Genomic DNA, 23,694 nt, shown 5'->3' with positions numbered 1-23,694 from the left:
CCACCATCAGTTCTTGCCCTTGGCGTCGGCTTCCTGCCGCTGCGCCACCTGGCGGATCTCGCCTTCGCCCATCGCGGTAACCAGCGCGTCGCCGCGTCCGGCAAAGCTTGCCGCCGGCAGCAGGGCCTTGGCACTCCCCGCCTTGACCAGCAGCGCCGATACATTGCCCCGCGCATCGGTGATCACGTCGCGGACCTTCCCCAAACGTTCGCCATCGGCGCCTAAGACCGGCATGCCCCTGGACACGGCAAAGGTGCCATCAAGATTGGACGCCGCGCTACCTGCCAGCGCGAGCGTGCCGGACTGTGCGGAGAGCGCGCCGCTTCCCGACGCTGCCGCCGAACCTGCGGCGCGGCCTGCCAGCCCGGTGGCCGAAGAGGCAACACCGCCCGCCATGTCACGCCCGCGTCCCGCCACGTCGCGCACGGTCGACGTCGCACCGCCCACCGCCGAACGCACGCCATCGGTCCCTACGAGCTGCGCATCGATGCCGCCCGAAGCCGCGCCCGATGCCTTAGCCGAACCGCTGCCACCTGCGTCTGCCCCGATCATCCGCGTCGGCGCCCGCGTCGTGCTGGCCACATCGCCGGCAAGCGAACCCTGCGCCGCGCCATCAGCCTTTACCCGGCCAGTCTTGCGGTCGACCGACTTGTTCGCCGAAGCATTGCCCGATCCGCGCACCGCGCCGCGCGTGGTGCTGTCCACGGTGTCGATTGGCGATCCGATCGTACCGCCGCCCAGGGTTCCACCCAGCGTCCCGCCGAGCGAACCGCCAAGGCCGCCTCCCAGGCCACCACCGCCAAGGATCTGTGCCTGTGCCGGTGCCGCAATCAGCAGGAGAGCGCCCGAAGCCATCAGAAATCCACGCATCGCTTGATCCTTTCGTCCTTGTCATCGAGGCTCGAAAGCCTCTTTCCGAAAGGACAACGGATCGCGCCGCGCGCTTAATTCATCCGTCGGGCAAAAAATTTCGCGGACGGCACCGTCGGTTCACCCGATCACTTCACGCGCCTGCACGCGCCGCAAACCAGCCCGCGCCCATAAGTCGTATCGGCTCCGCGCGGACCCAGGTCGACCGCCTCGGCGTCCAGCCTCGCCCGCCCGGCCGGTCCTGCCGCCGCAGCCCTTGCCGCCACGAACGGCACCGCAAAGGACGTGCCGCGCACACGAACCGCCTTTCCCGCGGCATTGAGCGCCAGCATGTCCGCGCCGGGCGCTGCGTAATCCAGGTGGGATGCCCTGCCTGCCTCGATCAGTGCCCGGTTCCGCCCGTCGGTTGCCGTCACGGCAAGAACGCCGGGATAGGATGCCGGAAATGCCGGGGGCGCCGAAGGACCGTCGTTTCCGACCGCCGCGACCAGCATCACGCCCCTGCGTTGCGCCGCCGCCACCGCCTTGCCAAGCAAGGCGTTCTGCGGGCCGACAAGGCTGATCGACACCACCCTCGCACCGCGTCCGATCAGCCAGTCCAGCGCCCTGGCAATCGCCAGCGCGTTCCCTCCCGCAGGATCGCTTCCATAGACATCTGCCGCCAGAATGTGCCGCACCCCGGCATGATGCAGCAAGGATGCGACCGCCGTTCCATGATCGCTCGGCGAAGGGGCGCCTGCGGCAAATCCACGCATCTGCTCCACCCCGATCACGGATGAGGGGCCGCCATCGATCATGCCCACGGGCGCGTCTATCGGCGTCATGCGGGCCGCAGGCGTATCCTTTCCTGCCGCATCCAGCGTGCCGCTCTGAAAATGCAGCGTATCCGCTGCGATCTTTGCGCCCGGCAGCAGCCTTGCCAAAGTGCGTTGCGCCGCGGCGAGCGACATTGCATCGGGCACGGCCACGCGCAGCACCGACACGCCCAGTTCCTCCAACCGCTCCTCGCCCAGCATGGCAAAACCCGCCTTGCTGGCCGCCGACATTGCCTCGGGCGCAGGATCTACGATCAACAGTTCGCCCTTGCGCGCAGGCTGTCCATCGCGGTCGCGATCTACGCTTGCCGGATTGGCCCGGACCAACCGGTCGATCCGGCGTAGCCGCTGCTGTGCAAGGTCCCGTGCGGCACTGTTCAGTTTTCCGGTCAGCGCTTCGGCCGGTTCCAGCGACCTTTCGATCCTGCCCAGCGTCTCACCTACCGGGGTTGCGAGGTCAGGCAGCGCAAGCTGGCCGGCGGCCGGGCCAGCGGTCGTCGCCATCATCACAAGCGCCATCGCGGTGCGCCAGGGGAAGTATCTCGAATTCATCACTTTGAACCATAAATGTTTTCGCTCATGGATGAAACGGATGGCGCGGCCCGTTCTGTCCATGGAAAGGCCAGGAAACTGACGGAAGCATTCGCAAACGACCCGTTCGCCGACGGACTTCTCGCCCTGCTGCCGCGCCTGAGGCGCTTCGCGGCGGGCCTGTCGCGCGACCGTGCCGATGCCGACGACCTGTGCCAGGCAACGATCGAGCGCGCGCTCCGCAACCGCGACAAGTGGCAGCAGGGCACGCGTCTGGATAGCTGGGTGTACCGAATGATGCGCAATATCTGGATAGACGAAACCCGTTCCCGGGCCCGGCGAAGCGAGACTTTCGTTGCCGAGGAAGCTGGCGCGACCGCCGGGGCCGATGGCGCGCAGGAAGCCCGCGCGCAACTGGGCGACATCGACCGCGCGCTGGCGACGCTGCCCGACGAACAACGCGAGGCGGTCGTGCTGGTGATGGTCGAAGGCTGGTCCTACAAGGAAGCGGCCGAGATCGTCGGCTGTCCCGTAGGCACGCTCAATTCCCGTCTGGTACGCGGGCGCGATGCACTGCTCGCACGGCTTGGAGAAGCGGCATGAAGCCTACGCCGGAACAGATCGCCGCCCTGGCCGATGACCAGCTTGAAGGCGAGGAACTCCTCGCCGTCGCCGCCGCTGTCGAGGCTGATCCGGAATTGCAGCGGCAGGTCCAGCGGCACAGGGACCTGCGCAACCTGCTGGGCAGTCATCTTGCCCCTATTGTACAGGAACCGGTGCCCGACAGGCTCGCCGATCTCCTTCGCCCCCAACCTGCACCGGTCATCGAACTCGCCGCCCATCGCGCAAGGCGAACGTCCGTGCCGCGATGGGCCTGGGCCGCCGGACCGGCGCTCGCCGCATCGCTGGTGCTGACTGTCTTGCTGCGCCCTGCCGATAATCCGACGGACTATGCCACTCCGCAGCTAGCGAGCGCGCTGGACCGGACGCTGGGGTCGGACGCAGCCGTGCCCGGCACTCCCCGCATATTGCTGAGCTTCAGGGACAAGGCTGGCGCCTATTGCCGTGCCTACAGCCAGGGCACCGAAGGGGGCATCGCCTGTCGTGACGCGAAGGGCTGGAAACTGCTCGCACCCGCCGGCTCACAGCCAACGCAGGCGACCGAATACCGCATGGCGGGCAGCGCGGGCGAAATCATGGCTGCCGCGCAGGAAATGGCGGCAGGTCCAGCGCTCGATGCCGCAGCCGAGCGCGCCGCCCGTGGGCACAACTGGCAACCGTCGGAATAACTCAGTCGAGCATTGCGCGCATGCGTCGGGCGTCGGCGGCATGGCCGGTGATGATCTCGAAAGCCCGTGCCGCCTGGCCCACGACCATGCCCACGCCATTGATAGTGGCGCATCCCTTGCTCTTCGCGACCCGAAGTAGCTCGGTCTCTCTCGGGAAATAGATGATGTCGGCCACCCACTGCCTCGCAGCAATCTTTTCCGGTGGCAGCGGCATGCCTGGCTTCCCGTTCATGCCTATGGGCGTTGCATTGACGATGCCGTCGGCGCCTGTGGTGTCCAGCGTGCCAGGCGCGCCGCACTCCACATCCTGGCCGGGAAAGCGCGCGGCAAGTTCGCTGCGCAGTTGCTCCGCGCGGGCCGGGTCGACGTCGACCAGCACCAGCCTGCGCACGCCGAGCGAGAGAAGCGCATTGGCCACCGCCGCGCCCGCTCCGCCCGCGCCGAGCTGCACCACGCGCTCCAGCCTCGCGCCCGGCAGGCCCTGCTCCATCGACAGGCGAAAACCGATCATGTCGGTGTTGTAGCCGATCAGGCGCCCCTCACGGATCGCCACGGTATTGACGGCGCCTACGGCCAATGCGCTCTCGTCGAGTTCGTCCAGCAGCGGCACAATCGCCTGCTTGAACGGGTAGGTCACGTTGAAGCCCGCAAAGCCGTCGTCGCGCAGCGTGCCGATCACTTCGGCCAATGCACTGTCGGGCAGGTCGCGGGCGGTAAAGTCGAACAGCTCGTAGCTCACCTCCAGCCCCAGCGCGCGCCCTTCCCCCTGGTGCAGGTCGGGAGAGCGGGAGGCGAGGATCGAACGTCCTACGAGGCCGGAACGGATCATCATTGCCTTCTCAAAAAATCCCGGCGCCAGCCGCGCAGGCGGCGCCGGGACATAGGGTGGATCAGAAGCTGACCTTGGCGCCAAGGTAGAACGAGCGGCCGATCGGGTCATAAAGCGCCACGTCGGTGCCGTTCTGCGAGCTGGCGACGAACGGCAGTCCCTTGTCGAACAGGTTGTTCACGCCCGCGCGGATCTCGAAGGTCTTGGCGATCCGGACAGAGCCGAACATGTCCCACAGCGCATATGCCGGCACGCCCACCTGCGCTGTCGCCGGCGTCAGGACCGAGGTCGTGTCCTCCATCTTGCTCTGGTAGCGCCAGCGCAGGCCGAGCGTTGCCGCATCTGAACGGTAGCCGAAGCTCGTCACGGCCTTCCACTTGGGCGTCGCGCGCGGCGGCAGGCTGCTGACGCCGGCGGCGCCGTTGCTGATGCCGGTATAGTCGAGATAGGCCGCGCCAGGCAGCAGCTGCAACTTGTACTTGTGCAGCCAGCCCACTGCCGAGTTGACGAAGAACCGCCCGCTCTCGTCGCCGAGGAAGCGCGCCGGCACCGTCCAGTTGACCTGCGCTTCCACACCATCGGTCTTCACCGCGCCGAGATTGAGGTACGGCGTCGCAACCGTCGTGAGCTGTCCGCTGTTGTCGCGCACCAGCAGGCCGCAATAGAGGTTGTTCTTGTCGTAGGTCGGGTTCGAACCGTCGAGGTTGAAGCACTTCGACAGCACGGTCAGGCCGGGCACCGTCGAGATCACGTTCTTCACGGCTATATTGTAGTAATCGACCGAGAGCGTGAAGTCGGCAAGCGGGCCGCTTTCGAACGGCGAGTTTAGTACGAAGCCGACGTTGAACGTATCGGCGCGCTCAGGCGTCAGGTTGGTGTTGCCCGACACGAGCTGGCCCGTTGCCGTGGTCGGGAAGGTGTAGCTCGAGATGGCCGCCTGCGGGATGCCCTGCGCGACGCAAAGCTCAGCCACCTTCGCGCCATCGGCGCCGGTGCGGGCGTTGGAGCGAACGTCGCAAGGATCGCCCAGCGCGCCCGGAGGCGTGCCGATGACGAGCTGCGTGCCGGTCTGCGGCGAGAACAGTTCGCCAATGTTCGGCGCACGCACCGCGCGCTGGTAGCTGCCGCGGAACAGCAGCGCATCGACCGGACGCCAGCGGGCGTCGACTTCGTAGCTGGTGACCCCGCCGGTGACCGAGTAGTCCGAATGACGGATCGCGCCGCCGATGCCCAGTTCACGCACGAACGGCTTGTCGGCGAGCAGCGGAATATCGACCTGCGCCGCGAATTCCTTGACCGAAATACGGCCCGAGGCAGGCTGCGAGGCGATCACCGCCTCGATGTTCTGCGCGGCAAGATCGCTGTCAGGCACATAGGAGTAGGTGTTCTTGCGATAGCCGGCGACCAGCGCGATCTGCGCCGGACCCGCGCCGAGGTCGAAGAGCTTGCCGTTGACCTGGAGCTGGGCCTGGGTCTGGGCGAGCTTCTCCTTCGAGAAGGCTGTCTTGGTGATGTAGTTGACGCAGGCATCCGACAGCGAGCGGGCATTGGCATCGCCGAACGGGTTGAACCCGCCCGCGCAGATCGACGCGCCGCCGTCTGCCGCATTCAACAGCGTCTGCACCCGGCCCTTGATCACCGCATCGTTGAGCTGCTGGTCGTGGACCGACTGGTCGTACGAGGCGAAGAGGTCGAACGACCAGCCGCTGGCGATATCGCCCTTCAGGCCAGCCATGTACTGCTCGACGACGTAGTTCTCGTCCCAGTTCTTGTAGGGCACGCCGACATAACGGCCGTTCCAGGTGAACGGGGCGTTGGGATTGGGGCGCGAGGCGAGGATCGTCTTGAGATCATCGGGGATGAACGGGTTGGTCACCGGAACCGTGGTGAGCGTGCCGAACTGGGTAAGGCTGCCGCCGGAAGCGGTGTGGACCGAAAGATCGACGTACATGAACTGGCCATAGGCGGTCAGCGAAGGCGTCAGGTCGTAGTCGGCCTTGAGGAATGCGGTCTTGCGCTTGAGTGCGTTCGCAAAGTCGATCTGCTGCCCGACCGGCATGCGCACGTTGTTGCCGACAACGAGATAGCCGTTGGTGCCGTTCGCGCCCTTGTAGTTGCGCGCACCGGTCTGGGTGAACAGCGTGCCGTCGTTGTTGAACCCGAGGTTCAGCAGGTTCACGTTGTTCGGCAGGCCCCCGACGCCATAGCCGCTGAACACGCCGCTGACGGCATCGACCGTCGGGGCATTGGTGGCGCTGGGCACGAACGTGCCCGTGCCGATGAACGAAGACGGCGTCTTGTCGAAGAAGAAGTCGCGGCTGCTGCCGTTGACTGCATCCTGTTGGGCATAGCTGAACGCCGCGATCACGTGACCGCGATCTTCCGCGAAACCGGTACCGAAAGCGAGCGAGCCGTTGAACTTGTAACCGTCGCCGCGCTCGCTGATCGAGTTCTGCGCGTCGAGGCGCACACCGTCGAAAGCGCGCAGGGTCTTGAAGTTGACCACGCCCGAGATCGCGTCCGAACCATAGATCGCCGAGGCGCCGCCTGTGATCACGTCAACGCCGCCCATGATCGATTCCGGCAGGATGTTGATGTCAACGTTGCCGTTGATGTCCGACAGCGGCAGGCGCTTGCCATCGAGCAGCACGAGGTTGCGGTTGGTCCCGAGGCCATGAAGGTTGATCGACGCGCGACCGCCGGTGCCTTGCCCGCCGGTGTTGGCGTTGCCGGCGGTGGTGAAGCTCGGGAACTGGTTCAGCGCGTCCTGCAGGTTGACCTGGCCGGTCTCCTTGAGCGCGGCCTCGCCGACGCTCACGATCGGGCTGACAGCGGTGTTGTTGGGACGCTGGATGAGCGACCCGGTAACGACGATTTCCCTGGCGTCGACCGGCGCTTCGGCCGCCTTGTCCTGCGCTGCTTCCTGTGCGAACGCCGGCGCTGCGAGCGCGAAGCTCACGGTCAGCAGGGACGCGGAAATTGCAAGGCGAGTGCCCCTCATATGCATGTCATCCTCCTCCACGGGCCACTTGAGTCGTAGCCCTTCACGAGGTCGCATTTATGTTACGAACTAGTCCCTGTCAAATAAACTGTGACTGGTTGGTTACATTTTGTAGCGCTCGACGAGGAACGCAGCACCGGCGCAGATGACCAGCGGGACGCAATAGGCGGCAAAGAGAATGGGCAGCGGCGCGCTCGCGGCCATGAGGTATCCACCCAGCATCGGGCCGATCACCGCGCCGCCCCGGCCAACGCCGATCGCCCAGCCCACGCCCGTTGCGCGCAGCGCGTCGGGATAGGCACCCGCAGCGATGGGCCAGACCCCGTTGTAGCCCCCTTGCAGCAGCACACCGATGGCAAACGCAACGACCAGTGTGAGCCAGACCGGCATGGCGACCGACCCGAACAGGATCATCGCCGCCCCGGCAAGGACAAGCATCGTCGGCACCAGCCTGCCCAGCGGAACCCGCAGCGCGAGAAAGCTCATCGCCATCGTGCCGACGAACGCGCCCAGGTTGTAGAGCGCGCCGGCATAGATGCCGTTCGTCTCCGACAGACCGGCGGCGATGGACAGCTTCGGTATCCAGCTGACGATGAAGTAGAGCACCATCAGGCCGAAAAAGACCGCGCTCCACAGCGCGATGGTGCGCGCGCGCAGCTCGGGGGAGAACAGGTGGGACACCCTCCCCGCGTCCGGTGCTTTGCCGCCGGCCGCGGCGCCCGACGCAACCGGACGGCCTCGCGGCAGTACGAACCACGCCGCGGGGAAAAGCACGACCGTCAACACCGCCGCGCCCAGCAGCATCGCCTGCCAGCCATGTACCGGCAGCAGCTTCGCCACGATCAGGCCGGTGAACACCGCCGCGAAAGGATAACCCGCCTGGACTACGCCAACCGCCAGGTTGCGCCGATCCGGCGGCGCACTCTCGGCCGCAAGCGCCGCCATTGCCGCCAGCACCGTGCCGATGCCGGAACCGACCAGAACGCGCATCGCGAACAGGAACGAGACGCTGCCCGCGAAGCTGCTCGCCAGCATGCCGAGCGACATCAGCGCGAGCGCCGCCAGGATCACAGCGCGCCGGCCCAGCCGATCGGCCAGCGGGGCGATGAACATGCCACCTATCGCCATGCCGATCAGCCCCGCGCTGAACAGGCTGCCCATCGTGTCGGACCCGATGCCCCACTCCGCCTGGAGACGCGGTGCGATGAAGGACAGGATCGTCACGTCGACCCCGTCCGCCATGTTGATCGCAAAGCACAGCGCCACGATGGCAAGGCCCTTGCGGGTCCAGCTTGCCGGCCCTTCGCCGGCAGGCGCAGTGGGTGGGATAGCCATTCGTCCTCTCCTTGACTGGTCCGGGGGACGAGTGGCCGATCCGCATGTGGTTGCCGGCAGGGCGATCCGGCGCCCTGCCCGCACCGCCGCGCGGTCAGTCCTTCTTCGTCACCCAGGCCAGGATGATGTCCGCCACCTGCCCGGCCCGGCGCTCGATCGCTGCGGGGCTGGTCATGTCGACCCCGAAGTTGTGAGCGAAGGTGAACTGGTTGGAGACGTTGTAGAAACTGAGCGCGGTCATGTTGAGGTGCAGGTCCACCGGGTCGATCCCGGCCCGGAACTGCCCTTCGGCGACGCCGCGTTCGATGATCCGCTCGAGTATCTCGATGACCCGCCGGTTGCCCTGCGGCAGGGTATCGATCTGCTTGAGGTGTTCGGCGCGGTGGATGTTCTCGTTCATCACCAGGCGCACAAGCTCGGGGTGGCGCGCGTGGTAGCGCACGTCATGCTCGATCAGGCGGCGCAGTGCGTCGGCGGCGCTGCCGCTTTCGACGTCGACTTGCGATTCACTCTCGCGCACCCGGCGGTATGCCCGCTCCAGCACGGCGCGATACAGCTCGTCCTTGCCCTCGAAGTAGTAGTAGATCTTGCGCTTGGTCGCCTTGCCCGCGATTTCATCGATACGGGCCCCGGCAAGCCCCTTCTCGACAAATTCGTTCGTCGCGATGTCGATGATCTGGTTGATCGCCTGCTCGCGGCTTTCCGCGCGACTGCGGCGCGCGGGCTTCGAGGCAGTTTCCATATCTGCACGCTGGGTGTCGAAAGCTTCGGTTTCGGACAAGGGGGCAATCTCCGCGACATCACACGGGGCCCCACGCTCCGCGCGAAGCGCTTCCCCCGTCGCGGCCGACCTTAGCGGCATTTCGCCGTGCGGTCTGCCCGCAAGGCGGCGCGAACCGGGTTTTCCCCGATCCTTTGCCGCATCGCCGGCTGCCGCATCGGCATTTGCCTTCACATTCATCCCCTTGCGTCACGCCGCCATTTATGTAACGAACTAGTCCCTAACATTTTGTGTTGTCAACACCGACCCGAGAGTCGGGGTGACGGAGAGCCCGGACCCGCGCATGAAGACCTCGATCGCCACCGTCTCGATCAGCGGCACGCTCGATGCCAAGCTGCAAGCCATTGCCGACGCTGGCTATGATGGCGCGGAAATCTTCGAGAACGACCTGCTCTCCACCCATCTCTCCGCACGCGAGATCGGCGCAATGATGCGCGACCTCGGCCTCGCCTGCACGATGTTCCAACCCTTCCGCGACCTGGAAGGGCTTCCCGCCGAACAACGCGCCCGCGCCTTCGACCGGCTCGAACGCAAGTTCGACGTGATGGAGGAACTCGGCACCGACCTGCTCCTCGCTTGCTCGTCATGCTCGCCCATTGCGGAGGGGAACCGTGAACGCATCGTTGCCGACCTTGCCGACGCGGGAGAACGCGCCGCGCGGCGTGGGCTTCGCATCGGCTATGAAGCGCTGGCCTGGGGTCGACACATCAATGACCACCGCGATGCGTGGAGCATCGTGCGCGACGTGGATCATCCGGCCATCGGGTTGGTCCTCGACAGCTTCCACTCGCTTTCGCGCCGCATCCCGTCGAGCAGCATCGGCGATATCCGCCCCGAAAAGCTTTTCATCGTCCAGGTGGCCGATGCTCCGGTCCTCAACATGGACCTCCTGCAATGGAGCCGCCATTTCCGCTCCATGCCCGGCCAGGGCGATTTCCCGCTGGACGACTGGGCTGAAGCGATCCGCCGCATCGGCTATGATGGCTACTGGAGCCTCGAGATATTCAACGACCGGTTCCGCGCCGGTTCGGCGCACGGCGTTGCGCTCGACGGATATCGCTCGCTCCGCCTGATGCAGGGCGGTATCGCCCGGGCCGCCAGCGGTGCCTCGGCGCTGCCCGCGAAGGCAAGGCCGCTCGGCGTCGAGTTCATCGAGTTTGCCGCCAGCCACGAAGAGGCCGAGGCCCTTGGCGGCATGCTGCGCCCGCTAGGCTTCCGTCCCACCGCGCGGCACCGCACCAAGGATGTCACTCGCTGGCAGCAAGGCGGAATCAACATCGTCGTCAACTGTGAACCGGAAGGCCTCGCCCACAGCTTCGACGTCGTTCACGGCGCGTCGGTCTGCGCGATCGGCCTGGCCGTCGAGGACGTGCCCGCCGCACTGGCCCGCGCCGAATTCCTGCGCGTTCCCCGCTTCGAACAGGCCGTCGCCCCCGGCGAGTGGCCAATTCCGAGCGTTCGCGGGGTGGGCGGAAGCCTGCTCTACTTCGTCGATGCCGCGACCCGCGAAGCGATGTGGGCGCATGAATTCCCCCACGCGCTCGAACCCTTGCCCGAAGCCCCCCTACTCACTTCGATCGACCACATCGCACAGACGATGCAGTACGAGGAGTTCCTGAGCTGGCTTCTGTTCTACGTCGCGCTGTTCGACCTGGAAAAGACTCCGCAACTCGAGATCGCCGATCCCATGGGCCTCGTGCAGAGCCAGGCGGTGGAGAGCGCCGACCGTTCGGTGCGCTTCACCCTCAACGGGTCGCTCGCGGCGCAGTCGCTCACTTCGCGGTTCGTGCAGAACTATTTCGGCGCGGGCGTGCAGCATGTCGCCTTTGCCACCGGCGACGCCTTTGCAGCTTCGGAAAGCGCGGCATCCAAAGGACTTGAGCGGCTCGCGATCCCCCGCAACTACCACGACGATCTCGAGGCGCGGTGGGGGCTGGAAGGCAACCTGGCCGACCGGATGGCCGCCGACGATCTGCTATACGACCGCGACGGCGAGGCCGAGTACTTCCAGTTCTACAGCCGCGCCTTTGCGCGGCGCGTGTTCTTCGAGGTGGTCGAACGGCGCGGATACGAGGGTTACGGCGCGGCGAACGCCCCGATCCGTCTCGCTGCGCAGGCTCGGCACAAGCCTGACCTGAACGGCCTCTAACCATACACGAGACGCAAAAAAGCATACCCGAAGGGAGAGAAGAATGACCGGAAAGTTCCTCAGTGCGGCCCTGCTCGCGGTCCTTGCCGCGCAGCCTGCGACGGCGAAGGAAAGGGTGTTCCCGACCGCCGACAAGCCCGTCCTGGAAGACCGCTTTCCGCAAGTCCCGGTCGCCTTCCCCGGCGGCGTGAAGGCATGGCGCGACGTGACCTACCAGACCATCGACGGATACCGCCCGCAGGTCGTCGACATCTACGTCCCTGCGGGCAAGGGCCCGCATCCGCTGGTGCTTTATATTCACGGTGGCGGCTGGCGTGGCGGACATACCCGGCACTCGGGCGCCTTTGCCGATTTCCCCAAGGTTCTCGCGGCTTTGGCTGCCGAGGGCTTCACGGTGGCGAGCCTGGAATACCGTCTCTCCAGTGAAGCGCGGTTCCCCGCGCAGTTGCAGGATTCGAACGCGGCGCTGCGCTTCCTGCGCGCCAACGCCGCGCGCTATGCCATTGATCCGGCGCGCGTTGGCGTATGGGGCGGGTCGGCGGGCGGCCACCTCACCGCCCTCACCGCGCTGACCTGCCGCGACACGGCCCTCGATCCCGCCGCTGCGCAGGATGGCTGCGTCCAGGCGGCGGTGACGTGGTACGGCGTCTATGACTTCGCCGGCATGAACGCGACGCCCGATGGCAACTCGGCGGGCGGCAAGCTGCTCGGCTGCGAAGGGCCGTGCAGCGCCGACAAGAACCGGCTGGTCAGTCCCGTCGCCTACATCGACGCCAAGGACCCGCCGTTCCTGCTGATCCACGGCGAGGAGGACAAGGTCGTCCCGGCCGAACAGTCGCGGCTGGGCGAAGCTGCGCTGAAGGCCGCCGGGGTGCCGGTCAAGTCGATCTACATTCCCGGTGTCGACCACAGCTTCATCGGCAAGACTCCCGCGGAAACCCGCGCTGCATCGCTCAAGGCGGTGAATGCAACATTCGATTTCTTCCACGAGAAGCTGGGAGTGCCGCGCAAGTGATCCGGCGGCTGATCGGCACGTTGCTGCTGGGCCTCGCGGCGCCGGCAACCGCCGCTCCGGTCGCGGTCGACGGCGGCATGGTCGAGGGGATCGAACTGCCTTCAGGCGTGTCGGCGTGGCTGGGCGTGCCCTTTGCCGCCCCGCCCTTGCGCGATCTCAGATGGAAGCAACCCCAGCCCGTGAGGCCGTGGAACGGCACGCTCCATGCCGACCGCTTTGCACCGGAATGCCTGCAACCGCTGCGCGGTTCGATGCAGAACCACTATTTCGGCAACGAGGCGACGAGCGAGGACTGCCTGTACCTCAACGTCTGGGCACCGAAGGGCGCCGCCAGGGCCCCGGTCGTGGTGTGGATCTACGGCGGGGGGTTCAACATCGGTTCGGCCGCCATGGCGAACTATTCGGGCGAGCCGCTGGCGAAGGACGGCGTCGTTCGCGTCAACATCGCCTATCGCGTCGGCGCGCTGGGTTTTCTCGCGCATCCCGAACTCACGGCGGAATCCGGCTATGGCGGATCGGGCAATTATGGCCTGATGGACCAGATCGCGGCGCTGGAATGGGTCAAGCGCAACATCGCGAAATTCGGCGGCGATCCGGAGAACGTGACCATCGTCGGCCAGTCGGCAGGCGCCATGTCGGTCTCGCTTCTGCAGGCGAGCCCGCTTGCCCTGGGCCTGTTCGCCAAGGCCGTGGCGATGAGCGGCAGCGGCTTTGGCGGCATGCTCGGACCGGTCCCGCTGGACAAGGCCGAGGCACAGGGCCGCGCCTTGCAGGCTGAAGTGGGAGCCACTTCGCTTGCGGAAATGCGGACCATGCCCGGAGACAGGATCGCCGCCGCCACGACCCGGCGCGACCCCATCGTAAACGACGGCCACGTCATCACCGGCACACTCGACGAAGCATTCGTGAATAGGGCGCAATCCGACGTCCCGGTCCTGGTCGGTTACACCCGCGACGAGAGCTTCCGCCCGTTCCCGACGGTTCGCACCGCTGGCGATCTCGAGGCGGCGGTGCGCGGTCGCTATCCCGACCGGGCAGACGCGATCCTCAAGGCCTATGCAGCCAAGGACCCGGCGCGCGCGGCGGCCGACATCGCCCGCGACGGGACCGTGGGTCTTCAGATGGCAGATTGGGCGGCGGCGCAGGACAGGCACGGAAAGGCCCCCGCCTATGCCTTCATCTTCACCCGACGCCAGCCCTATGCGCCCGGCATCACCTTCAGCGACCACGATCCGGCGACCGTCGGTGCATACCACACCGGCGACGTTCCCTACTGGTTACGGACCCGCGAAGCGCTGAACCTGTTCCGCCAGACCCGCGTATGGGAACCCGTCGACCAGGTCATCGAGGACGAGATGGCGGCAGCGCTGGTCGCGTTCGCCATGACCGGCCAACCGCGCAGCAATCTGGCCGGAAGGTGGCCAGCCTTCGACCCCGCGAAACCTCGCCTGGTGTGGCTCGGCGAGAAGACGCAGGTCGTTGCCTGGCCAAATCTCGTGGCGATGAACCTCCTGCGGACGCCGCTGCTCGAACCGCGCGCGGCCGGAACCAAGCCGCGCGACTGACGATGCGCACGCTCTGCATTGCCATTGCCCTGTCCGTGTGCGCAATGCTTCCGGCCTCGTCACGCGCCGGAAGCGACGCCTGTCCGGTCGATGAGGAACTTGCGTACGTCTGCGGTCTGCAAAGGCCGGAGGACATCGTTGCCTTGCCGGAGGTTCCTTGGCTTGTAGCGAGCGGCTTCAGCACCGGAGCCGGGCTCAAACTGATCGATACCCGCAGCCGAAGCGTAGAGCGATGGTTCGAGGCTTCGCCCGGCCAATTAAACCCGGACCGCCGGACCTTCCCCGATTGCCCCGGTCCGGTGAACCCGGCCCTGTTCAACGCGCGCGGCCTCTCGCTTCGGCAGACCGGACCGGGCAGCTATCGGCTGCTCGTGGTCAATCACGGAGGACGCGAGTCCATAGAAGCTTTCGATGTAGCAACAGGCGGTTCGAAACCGCGCGTGACTTGGCGGGGATGCGTGCCCATGCCCGTCGACCAGGTCGCGAACAGCGTTGCGCAGTTCGCTGACGGGACAGTCCTTGCGACCGTCCTGACCAGCCCCGGCACGACCATCGGCGATTTCATGCTTGGCCGGTCGACCGGCGCCGTCTGGCAATGGAAGGCGGGACAATCCAGGTTCGAGGAACTGCCCGGTACGCGGTTGCCGGGGAACAACGGGATCGAGACCGACCCGGACCAGAAGCGCTTCTACGTCGTTGCATTCGGCTGGCACTCGGTGGTCGTCTTCGACCGCCGCGACACAGCCGCGCCCCTCGCCCGCATCGAAGCCGCGGACTTCATGCCGGACAATATCCACTGGACTGGCGGACGCCTTCTCATCGCCGGAATGCGCCTCGACGAGCCGGCCTGCGGCGGCTTGCGCAAGGTGGTGGACGGCGTTGCCGATCCGATGCTGTGCCACCGTGGCTGGATCGTGGGCGAAGTGGACCTCGATGCCCGCCGTGTCTCCACGCTTGCCTATGGCCGACCGCGCAAGGCGTTCAACGGCCTCTCGGCTGCCGCGCTCAGCGGAGGAGAATTGTGGCTTGGGTCATTCCAGTCCGACAGGCTTGCCGTCTTGCCAAGGCAGGATTGAAGAGCGCAAACGATCCAGGAATGGACAGTATCAACGCCTTCCGAAGAATGACCCCAGACGGCCTCCACCGCGCGAAGGATGGGGCGCACCGGACGATCCGGCATCCTGTTCAAGCCTGCGCAGAAGATCCGCGAAGTCTTGCTCCTCCGGCAAGACGAAGGCCTGACGCATGGCATGGCCCACATCCGCCCTGCGGCGATCAAAGGCCTCCGAGGTCTGGTTGCGATCGTTTTCCTTCATGTAGGGATATTGCCCGGAATGGCTTTAGGTTCCCTTCCGAACCGGATTTCAGGCGGGCGCGGTGCACGGTAGCCAAAGCGCCGCACTCTCGATCAATGTGAATGACCGCCAGCGAAACAGCTCCACCCATCACGAAAGTGACATTCAAATGTGATGAGGCTTGACGAGTGATACGTTAATGTGCCACCCAATGTGTATGGCACAGGATATTGTAGCACGCGCTCGTCAGCTCATCGAAGACCGGATCATCTCGCGGGCCGCGCTGGCGCGTGCCGCCGGGCTGCATCCCAATACGTTGCGCGATGCGCTTTCGCCCGACTGGAACCCCACCGTCGATACGCTGACCAAGCTGGAGCGGGCAATGGACGATAGCGAGGACGACGACTTCGCCCTCGCCTCGGTCGAAGAAATCATCGCCGAAGTCCGCAACGGCCGCATGGTGGTGCTGGTCGACGACGAGGACCGCGAGAACGAGGGCGATCTGCTTATTCCGGCACAAATGGCCACGCCCGAGACGATCAACTTCATGGCAACGCACGGTCGTGGCCTCATCTGTCTGTGCCTTACCAGCGACCGCGCCAGCAATCTTGGCCTCGAACTGATGAGCCGGCATAACGGCACCCGTCATGGAACAGCCTTCACTGTATCCATCGAGGCCCGCGAGGGTGTCGATACCGGCATTTCCGCCGCAGACCGCGCCCGCACCATTGCCGTTGCCGTCGATGCGACGAAGACCCGCGACGATCTGGTGACGCCCGGCCACGTCTTCCCGCTGATCGCACGTGACGGCGGCGTCTTGGTCCGCGCCGGACACACCGAGGCAGCAGTCGACCTTCCGCGCCTTGCCGGCCTCAATCCCTCGGGCGTGATCTGCGAGATCATGAACGACGATGGCACCATGGCGCGCCTCGACGATCTCATTCCCTTCGCCCGCAAGCATGGCCTGAAGATCGGCACGATCCGCGACCTGATTGAATATCGCCGCCGCCACGACCACCTTGTCGAATGCGCGAACCAGGCTCCGTTCCACACCGATTACGGCGGCGAATGGACGATCAAGACCTATCGCAACAAGGTGGACGGATCGGCCCACCTCGTGCTCCAGAAGGGCGCGGTCGTGCCGGGCAAGCCCACGCTAGTGCGCATGCATGCGATCTCGGTCCTGTCCGATGTTCTCGGCCAGCCGGGACCGCGCAAGCGCATCCTGCAGCGCGCCATGACCGCGATCGGCGAGGCAGGCTCCGGGGTGATCGTGCTGCTCATGCCGACCGACCCGCAGCAACTGATGAACGAAGTTGCCGGAACGGCCGGACACGACATGGAACTGCGCAGCTATGGCATCGGCGCGCAGATCCTTGCCGATCTGGGCGTGCATGACATGGTCCTGCTAACCAATTCGCACCACAACCTTGTTGCGCTCGAAGGCTACGGGCTGAGCATCGTCGGCGAACAGGCCATTCCGGAGGCCTGAGCGGCCTCGCTCCGATGCGCCCGTGAAGAAGAAGCGACGCTATCTGACGGCGACGATGGCCGATGGTTACGTGAAGACCATCGGCCCCACGACCGACAGCTTCACCCACTACTGGCGCATCGTGGCCGAGCTGGAAAACGGAAAGACCGAGGTGTTCTGGGGGCATGCGCGGTCGCTGGCGGAAGCGCGGCGCAAACGCGCTCCGGCCGAAGAAGCCGCACGGATGCGCGGCTGGAAAGGTTTCGCGTTTGAAATCGTGGAACTGGTCGAAACGCCTGCCTGAACCTGTCAGGCGTCGTTGGCCGCATGGCGCGAAAGAATGCGCTCCAGGCGATCCAGTTGCTCCTGCTGGAGCGACTGGATCTCGTTGTAGATTTCGCGCAGCTCGTTGTTGCCGAGCGCGGCCACGAGATCGGAAAGGTGCACTTCTTCATGCGCGGGCAACGAAAATGCCGCGCGCAAGTGAGTAGCGATCTCCTGCAGCCTCGTATGGCTCGCAATGGGGCGAGTGCCTTTGCTCATGCCCCAAGCATATAGAAATTCCATCTAAATTCCATAAGACGTCGCACCGGACGCGCCGCAGGGTTGCCGCAATGCGGTTACCGCCCCCGAAGCGGCCATATCGTGCGCAGTCGACCCGCTTTGCACAGGCCGACTGCGCACTTCTTCAGTGGTTCGAGATGTGGCTGCCGAGATGGCGGCCCGCGACATAACCGAAGGTCAGGCCCGGGCCCAGCGTGCCGCCCGCGCCGCCGTAGATCTCGCCCAGCACCGCCGCCATCGCATTGCCTGCCGCGTAGAGCCCCGGGATCGGATTGCCGTTCCAGTCGACCACCTGCGCGTCGGCATTGGTCCTGGGTCCGCCCGCCGTGCCGAGAGCGCCTGCTTCCATCTTCACCGCATAGAACGGCCCCTGGTCGATCACGCCGAGCGTGCGGTAGGGCGGGTCGAAGTCGGTGTCGCCCCACATGTAGAAGTTGTCGTAGGAGTTGTCGCCGCGATTGAAGTCGTCGTCGTGGCCCTTGCGCACCATGTCGTTGAACCGCGCAACTGTAGCGACCAGGCCTTGCGGATCGATACCGGCGACCTCGGCCAGTTCCTCGAGCGTATCGGCCTTCATCATGAAGGAAGGCGTCGGCCCGCCCGGAGGCGAGTTGAAGGTGTGGTACTTGTCCTTGTAACGCTGGTCGATGATCAACCAGTACGGCAGGTTCGCATATGTGTGCGTGCCCGCGTCGAAGGCGTGGAGCGACTTGCCGAGTGCGTTGTAGTTGGCCGCCTCGTTGACGAAGCGCTTGCCGGCGCGGTTCACGAGGATCGCGCCGGGCCGGGCGCGCTCGTCCGAGCCGAGCAGGTAGTTCGGCTTGGCATTGCGGTGCTGCGGCTTGAACTCTAGCACGCTCTGCATCCAGAACGCATTCTGCATGTTGCCGAGTTGCGCACCGGCCTCGATCGCCATGAGCAGGCCGTCACCTTCGTTCTCGGGCACGCTGACCGGGCCGGTGAGCGGCCCGCGCACGAATGCCTTCACGAGAGTCTCGTTCCACTCGAAGCCACCGGTGGCGATCACCACACCGCGTCGTGCACGGACGCGGAAAGGCTTGCCGTTGGCGTCATCGGCGATGACGCCGATCACCCTGTCGCCGTCCTTGACGAGCTTGCGGGCGCGCTTCTCGAATTCGACGGGGATGTTGCGATCCAGCACGGCCATGAACAGCGCGCCGGCGAGTGCCTGCCCCAGTCCGCGATAGTCGCCAGCCTCGCGTTCCGCCAGCGTCGCTTCGTCCAGCGAACCGCTGATCGCCTCCATCAGGCTGCCGCGCAGGGGATAGGCCATCTTGCTGGGATTGACCCTTCCGGCCCACTTGCCCAGCCGCTCGAACGAGAACGCCTCGTTGTCGAGCGAGCGCCCGCCGTCCGGCTTCGCGCCGGGGGAATAGGGTTGGTAATCGGGGAAGTCCTTGAACGCACGCAGGCGGACCGGCGTGCGTTCCGCAAGGTAGCGCAGCATTTCCGGGCCGTTCTGCATGAACGACCAGAGCGTTTCGGGATCGAGCGCGCCCGGGGCCAGGGAATCGAGATAGGTCACGACCTCCTCGTCGGAATCCTCGATGCCTTCCTCGTGCATGTGATGGTTGTTGGGAATCCACAGCATCCCGCCGGACATCGCGGTCGTGCCGCCGACCATGCCCGACCTCTCGAGGATCACCACCTCGGATGCGCCGAAATCATGCGCCGCGATGGCGGCCGTCATTGCGGCGCCGCCCGAGCCGAGGACCACGACGTCCGCTTCGATATCCCAGTTCTGCTGCTCGCTCATCACCCGTCGTCCCGTCATATTGTTTTACGGCAAGGCGGATGGCCGCCAGCCTGTTGATTTGATTGCAGTCTAGAATTGCATGGTGACATCAGGCCACTACGACATTGCGCAGGGTGACGGATGCGGTCGAAGCGTCCGGGACCGCGAAAGGACCGGGAATGGACGCAAGGGAACTCTACCGTGCCAGGCTGACCACTGCTGCCGATGCAGTGGACGGGATCGGCAGCGGCATGAACGTGGCGATGGGCATGGCCGTGGCCGAACCGCCCGCCCTGCTGCGGGCTCTGGCGGAAAGGGTGGAGAGCGCCGGCCTCACGGACCTGCGGCTGTGGTATCTCCATTCGCTCGACGCGGCCGGGCAAACGGTGCTGAAGCCCGGACTGCTGGACCGGGTGCGCCCGCACTGCCTGTTCCTCAGCGACATAGAGCGCAAACTGATCCGCAACGCGCCAACGGGCAGTCATGGCCCGGTGGAGTTCGTGCCGGTCGCGTTCAGCGGCGCGATCGACGCGATGACGCGGCAAGGGCCGCTCGATGCCTGCATTACGACCGTTTCGCCTATGGACCGCAACGGCTGGTTCACGTTCGGCACCAGCAACGACTACACCTCGTCGGTCGCGCGCAGCGCGCAGCGGCTGATCGTCGAGGTCAACCCGAACATGCCGCGCGTATTCGGGGAGTCGCTGCTGCACGTGTCCGAAGTCGATGCCATTATCGAAAGCGACACGCCCCTGCCTGAAATCCAGTGCGGCACGCCAAGCCCGGAAGAACAGGCCATCGCCCGCATCGTCGCCGACATGATCGACGACGGGGCATGCTTGCAGATGGGCATCGGGACGCTGCCAACCGCGGTCTGCGCCCTGCTCGAGGATCGCAGGGACCTTGGCATCCACACGGAACTGATGACCCCGGCCCTTGCCCGCCTGATGGAATGCGGAGCGGTGACCAACCGGGCGAAGGCGACCTATCGCGGACGAAGCGTGTTCACATTCGCCATGGGCGACGCCCCGTTCTATGCCTATCTCGACGATAATCCGGCCTTCCACTCGCTGCCGGTGAACCTGGCCAACGACCCGCGGCACATCGCCAAGAACGACAACGTCGTCTCGGTAAACGGAACGTTGCAAGTGGACCTTGGCGGGGCGTGCAATTCCGAACATCTGCTCGGCCGCCAGTACAGCGGATCGGGCGGGCAGCTCGATTTCGTGCGCGGGGCCACCGCGTCGCGCGGCGGGAAGTCGATCATCGCCTGCCAATCCACCGCGCTTTCGGGCAAGGTGTCGCGCATAGTTCCCACGCTCGACGGGCCGGTGACCACCCCGCGCAACGACACGCACATCGTCGTCACCGAATATGGCTGGGTGGACCTTCGCGGAAAGACCGTGGCGCAACGGGCGGACGCGCTGATCGGCCTGGCACACCCCCGCTTCCGCGACGAACTGGCAAACAGCCTGCGCTGACCCCGCGGCGCCATCAGGTCAGCGTGGCGAGCGTCACCATGCGCACCAGATCGGAAAGCGTCCGCGCCTGCATCTTCATCATGGCATTGGCGCGGTAGACTTCCACCGTCCGGGCGCTGATATCGAGATCGAAGGCGATGACCTTGTTCGCCTTGCCGGCGACAAGCCCGACGACGACCTCGCGCTCGCGCGGGGAGAGCGTGGCCATGCGGTCCAGCACTGCCTGACGCTCCGCCTGGGCCTGCTGGTCGCCGGCGTTGCGAGCCAATGCGCTCCGGATCGCTTCCAGCATCACCTGGTCGTCGAACGGCTTCTCGATGAAGTCTGCGACACCCGCCTTCATTGCCTGGATCGCCAGCGGTACGTCCGCGTGGCCGGTAATGACGATCACTGGCGCCGTCGCGCCGCGCCGATGCAACTCCTCGACCAGTTCGATGCCGCCTGTTCCGGGCATCCGCACGTCGGTAACGATGCAGGCCCCGGCGAGCGGCGGAGAGGATTTGAGGAAGGCGTCAGCGTTCGGAAACGAGCGCACACGGATGCCCGCCACGTCGAGCAGGAACTCCAGCGAATGTCGCGCGCTTTCGTCGTCGTCGACCACGTAAACGATCGGTTCGGCTGCACCGCTATTCGCCATCGTAGAGTTCCTCCCTGGCGACGCGCGGCAAGGTGAAGCAGAACTGCGCGCCGCCCAGCGCGCTGCGCTCCGCCCATATCCTGCCGCCATGCGCCTCGACAATCGTGCGTGAAATGGAAAGGCCGACGCCCATGCCCGTCCGTTTGGTTGTCACGAAGGGCTGGAAAAGCTGGTCGGCAACGTCTTGCGAAATCCCCGGACCACTGTCTGAAACGGTGACACGCGCGGCATCGTCGGTGTCGGGATCGATCGAGACGAGGAGTTCCCGTCCATCCCCCTCGCCCGCTGACATCGCATCGACCGCATTGCGGACGAGGTTGAGCACGACCTGCTGTATCTGGACCTTGTCGGCCAGCACGAGGTCCACGTCAGGGCTGAACGCGTAGCGGACGCGGATGCCGTGTTCCTTCGCCCCGACGAGGGCAAGCGCGCTGGCCTCCTCGACCAGCTTGGGCAGGCTTTCGACCGTCCGCTCCGTCTCTCCGCGTCCCACGAAGTCGCGCAGGCGGCGAATGATGTCCCCCGCGCGCAGGGCCTCTTTCGCCGCCCGCTCCACCGCATCGGCAACACGGTCGAGCGGTGGATCCGGGCGAGCCAGCAGCGTTGCGCTACCCCTGAGATAGTTCGCTATGGCCGAAAGCGGCTGGTTGATTTCGTGCGCCAGCGCCGATGCCATCTCACCCAAGGCCGTCAGACGGGACACGTGGACCAGTTCGTTCTGGAGTTCCTGCAGGCGGGCTTCCGCCAGCTGCCGTTCCGTCAGGTCGCGGATGAAGCCGGTGAAGTGGCGCCGCCCATCGACTTCCATCTCGCCCACCGCAAGCTCCAGCGGAAAGGTAGACCCGTCCTTGCGCACGCCGACGACAACCCGCCCCTTGCCGATGATGCGCTTCTCTCCGGTCCGGTAATAGCGGTCCAAGTAGCCGTCGTGTGCCGTTCGGTAGGGTTCAGGCATCAAGATGCTGACGTTGCGCCCAACGGCATCTGCGCTGCTCCACCCGAACATGCGTTCGGCCGAAATGCTGAAGGTCCGGATCAGGCCCTGCTCGTCGATCACGACGATGGCATCGGGAACCGTCGAAAGGATCGAGCGCAGGTGTGTCTCGCGCCGGCCGAGCGCTGCGGCGGCCGCCTCGGTCGCGATCCTCGCGTGCTGGAACCATTCGCCACCCACCGCCACGGCGAGGCCGATGACGACGAATGCCACAGCGGCGATCACGCTCCCCTGCTCCAGCGGGCCCGACATCCAGTCGCACCACAGGCCGACAAGCGCACCGGAGAGCGCGGCCAACGTGCCCGCCCGCCAGCCCGACAAGGCGCTAGCCACGACAACGCCCGGCACGAAGAAGATGAAGGTCGCCCTCTGCCCGAGCGCTTGCGCGAACCCCAAGCGAAACGCCGCACCCGCCGCGATCGCGAGAAACGCCGCGCCAAGCGCCACCGGGACGGACAGCCGGGGCAGGAACCGGCTGGTGAAGTTGCCGCGCCGGACCTCCGGTAAATCCCCTAGGGTCGGAACAGTAGGGAGATGATCCAAATTTCGCCCTTCCTGCCAGAAACTTAGATCAGTTCCATCAGCGACGCACCAAGGAAATCGCGCCGCTCATGGAGAAGTTCCAATGATCCCACCGTTCATCGATCTCAGCGTCCACCACAAGCCCGGAGGCTTGTCGGACCGGATCGCATTCGGCTTCACCAAGGCCTTGCGCTGGTGCGCCGACACGTTCTTTGCCGAGCGCTACGGCCACCGCGCGGTCGTGCTGGAGACGGTCGCGGCGGTGCCCGGCATGGTCGGCGCGACCATCAACCACCTCGCTTGCCTGCGTCGCATGTGCGACGACAAGGGGTGGATCAAGACCCTGATGGACGAGGCTGAAAACGAACGCATGCACCTGATGACGTTCATCGAAATCTCGAAGCCGACGCTGTTCGAACGGGCCGTGATCATGGGGGTACAGTGGGTATTCTACCTGTTCTTCTTTGGCCTCTACCTCGTCAGCCCCAAGACCGCGCACCGCGTGGTCGGCTACTTCGAGGAAGAAGCGGTGATCAGCTACACGCACTACCTTGCCGAAATCGATCAGGGTCGCAGCGCCAACGTCCCCGCGCCCGCTATCGCCAAGCGCTATTGGGGGCTGCCCGACAACGCGATGCTGCGTGACGTGGTGCTGGTCGTCCGGGCTGACGAAGCGCACCACCGCGACGTCAACCACGGCTTTGCCAACGAACTCGCAGGGCTTCCGGTGGCGGAACCCGCCGCCTGCCCGCCACACCACGCGCTTGAGCCCAACTGGAAGAAGGCTGCCTGAT

General features: G+C 65.7%; 20 protein-coding genes. 10 read left to right on the top strand and 10 right to left on the bottom strand.

The annotated features are described in order from the left end of the window. Positions 1-6: 6 nt before the first annotated feature. The gene (locus SARO_RS21330; RefSeq protein ID WP_011445244.1) at positions 7-870 is read right to left on the bottom strand and encodes a PRC-barrel domain-containing protein; all 864 of its coding nucleotides are present in this window, start codon (positions 868-870) and stop codon (positions 7-9) included. Between the two features lie 128 nt (positions 871-998). Further along, entirely contained in the window at positions 999-2,237 is a 1,239-nt protein-coding gene (locus SARO_RS07985) for a S8 family serine peptidase (protein WP_041550241.1), read from the bottom strand. Between the two features lie 27 nt (positions 2,238-2,264). Between SARO_RS07985 and SARO_RS07980 the strand changes: the two genes are divergently transcribed. After that, a complete protein-coding gene (locus SARO_RS07980; RefSeq protein WP_143004897.1) occupies positions 2,265-2,819 on the top strand; it encodes an RNA polymerase sigma factor in 555 nt (184 codons plus the stop codon). After that, on the top strand, positions 2,816-3,505 hold the full coding sequence (locus SARO_RS07975) for a hypothetical protein (protein WP_011445241.1): 690 nt from the start codon (positions 2,816-2,818) through the stop codon (positions 3,503-3,505). The genes SARO_RS07980 and SARO_RS07975 overlap by 4 nt, the downstream gene beginning before the upstream one ends. A gap of 1 nt (position 3,506) precedes the next feature. On the opposite strand, the gene SARO_RS07970 is transcribed toward SARO_RS07975, so the two are convergent. From SARO_RS07970 to SARO_RS07955, 4 genes are all read right to left on the bottom strand, one after another. Then, positions 3,507-4,337: a shikimate dehydrogenase gene (locus SARO_RS07970; RefSeq protein ID WP_011445240.1), complete on the bottom strand. Its 831-nt coding sequence runs from the start codon at positions 4,335-4,337 to the stop codon at positions 3,507-3,509. A 58-nt stretch (positions 4,338-4,395) separates the two neighbouring features. Next, positions 4,396-7,335 carry a TonB-dependent receptor domain-containing protein gene (locus tag SARO_RS07965; RefSeq protein ID WP_234007424.1) on the bottom strand — a complete coding sequence of 980 codons (2,940 nt, stop codon included), beginning with the start codon at positions 7,333-7,335 and terminating at the stop codon, positions 4,396-4,398. A gap of 102 nt (positions 7,336-7,437) precedes the next feature. Beyond that, positions 7,438-8,670: an MFS transporter gene (locus SARO_RS07960; protein ID WP_011445238.1), complete on the bottom strand. Its 1,233-nt coding sequence runs from the start codon at positions 8,668-8,670 to the stop codon at positions 7,438-7,440. A gap of 94 nt (positions 8,671-8,764) precedes the next feature. Then, positions 8,765-9,451: a TetR/AcrR family transcriptional regulator gene (locus SARO_RS07955; RefSeq protein WP_234007423.1), complete on the bottom strand. Its 687-nt coding sequence runs from the start codon at positions 9,449-9,451 to the stop codon at positions 8,765-8,767. 283 nt (positions 9,452-9,734) lie between these two features. Here SARO_RS07955 and SARO_RS07950 point away from each other — a divergent pair, with 283 nt between their 5' ends. From SARO_RS07950 to SARO_RS07920, 6 genes are all read left to right on the top strand, one after another. After that, positions 9,735-11,600, top strand: coding sequence for a bifunctional sugar phosphate isomerase/epimerase/4-hydroxyphenylpyruvate dioxygenase family protein (locus SARO_RS07950; protein ID WP_011445236.1), 1,866 nt, complete (start codon positions 9,735-9,737; stop codon positions 11,598-11,600). Between the two features lie 43 nt (positions 11,601-11,643). Beyond that, entirely contained in the window at positions 11,644-12,615 is a 972-nt protein-coding gene (locus SARO_RS07945; RefSeq protein ID WP_011445235.1) for an alpha/beta hydrolase, read from the top strand. Then, a complete protein-coding gene (locus SARO_RS07940) occupies positions 12,612-14,180 on the top strand; it encodes a carboxylesterase/lipase family protein (protein ID WP_011445234.1) in 1,569 nt (522 codons plus the stop codon). Before SARO_RS07945 ends, SARO_RS07940 begins: the two co-directional genes overlap by 4 nt. 44 nt (positions 14,181-14,224) lie before the next feature. Further along, positions 14,225-15,256 (top strand): hypothetical protein, encoded by a 1,032-nt coding sequence (locus tag SARO_RS07935; RefSeq protein ID WP_234007442.1) that lies wholly within the window; start codon positions 14,225-14,227, stop codon positions 15,254-15,256. A gap of 436 nt (positions 15,257-15,692) precedes the next feature. Continuing rightward, complete coding sequence (gene ribB / locus SARO_RS07925) at positions 15,693-16,967, top strand: 3,4-dihydroxy-2-butanone-4-phosphate synthase (protein WP_011445232.1); 1,275 nt, start codon at positions 15,693-15,695, stop codon at positions 16,965-16,967. Positions 16,968-17,022: 55 nt separating this feature from the next. Next, positions 17,023-17,250 carry a hypothetical protein gene (locus SARO_RS07920; RefSeq protein WP_407667759.1) on the top strand — a complete coding sequence of 76 codons (228 nt, stop codon included), beginning with the start codon at positions 17,023-17,025 and terminating at the stop codon, positions 17,248-17,250. Between the two features lie 5 nt (positions 17,251-17,255). Here SARO_RS07920 and SARO_RS21010 read toward each other — a convergent pair whose 3' ends face one another. Both SARO_RS21010 and SARO_RS07915 read right to left on the bottom strand, forming a co-directional pair. Then, positions 17,256-17,489 (bottom strand): hypothetical protein, encoded by a 234-nt coding sequence (locus SARO_RS21010; RefSeq protein WP_143004899.1) that lies wholly within the window; start codon positions 17,487-17,489, stop codon positions 17,256-17,258. Between the two features lie 145 nt (positions 17,490-17,634). Beyond that, complete coding sequence (locus SARO_RS07915; protein WP_011445230.1) at positions 17,635-19,287, bottom strand: FAD-dependent oxidoreductase; 1,653 nt, start codon at positions 19,285-19,287, stop codon at positions 17,635-17,637. Positions 19,288-19,445: 158 nt separating this feature from the next. Between SARO_RS07915 and SARO_RS07910 the strand changes: the two genes are divergently transcribed. Beyond that, positions 19,446-20,747 (top strand): acetyl-CoA hydrolase/transferase family protein, encoded by a 1,302-nt coding sequence (locus SARO_RS07910; protein ID WP_011445229.1) that lies wholly within the window; start codon positions 19,446-19,448, stop codon positions 20,745-20,747. Positions 20,748-20,760: 13 nt separating this feature from the next. Here SARO_RS07910 and fixJ read toward each other — a convergent pair whose 3' ends face one another. Together fixJ and SARO_RS07900 are read right to left on the bottom strand one after the other, a co-directional pair. Further along, complete coding sequence (gene fixJ / locus SARO_RS07905; protein WP_011445228.1) at positions 20,761-21,384, bottom strand: response regulator FixJ; 624 nt, start codon at positions 21,382-21,384, stop codon at positions 20,761-20,763. Continuing rightward, positions 21,374-22,921: a PAS domain S-box protein gene (locus tag SARO_RS07900; RefSeq protein WP_011445227.1), complete on the bottom strand. Its 1,548-nt coding sequence runs from the start codon at positions 22,919-22,921 to the stop codon at positions 21,374-21,376. The genes fixJ and SARO_RS07900 overlap by 11 nt, the downstream gene beginning before the upstream one ends. Before the next feature lie 82 nt (positions 22,922-23,003). Between SARO_RS07900 and SARO_RS07895 the strand changes: the two genes are divergently transcribed. Further along, complete coding sequence (locus SARO_RS07895) at positions 23,004-23,693, top strand: alternative oxidase (RefSeq protein ID WP_011445226.1); 690 nt, start codon at positions 23,004-23,006, stop codon at positions 23,691-23,693. Position 23,694: the final 1 nt, after the last annotated feature.

The organism is Novosphingobium aromaticivorans DSM 12444 (assembly GCF_000013325.1).
GTDB classification, from domain to species: domain Bacteria; phylum Pseudomonadota; class Alphaproteobacteria; order Sphingomonadales; family Sphingomonadaceae; genus Novosphingobium; species Novosphingobium aromaticivorans.
The sequence above is the reverse complement of the archived record's forward strand: the minus strand, read 5'-3'. Positions and strand labels throughout refer to the sequence as shown.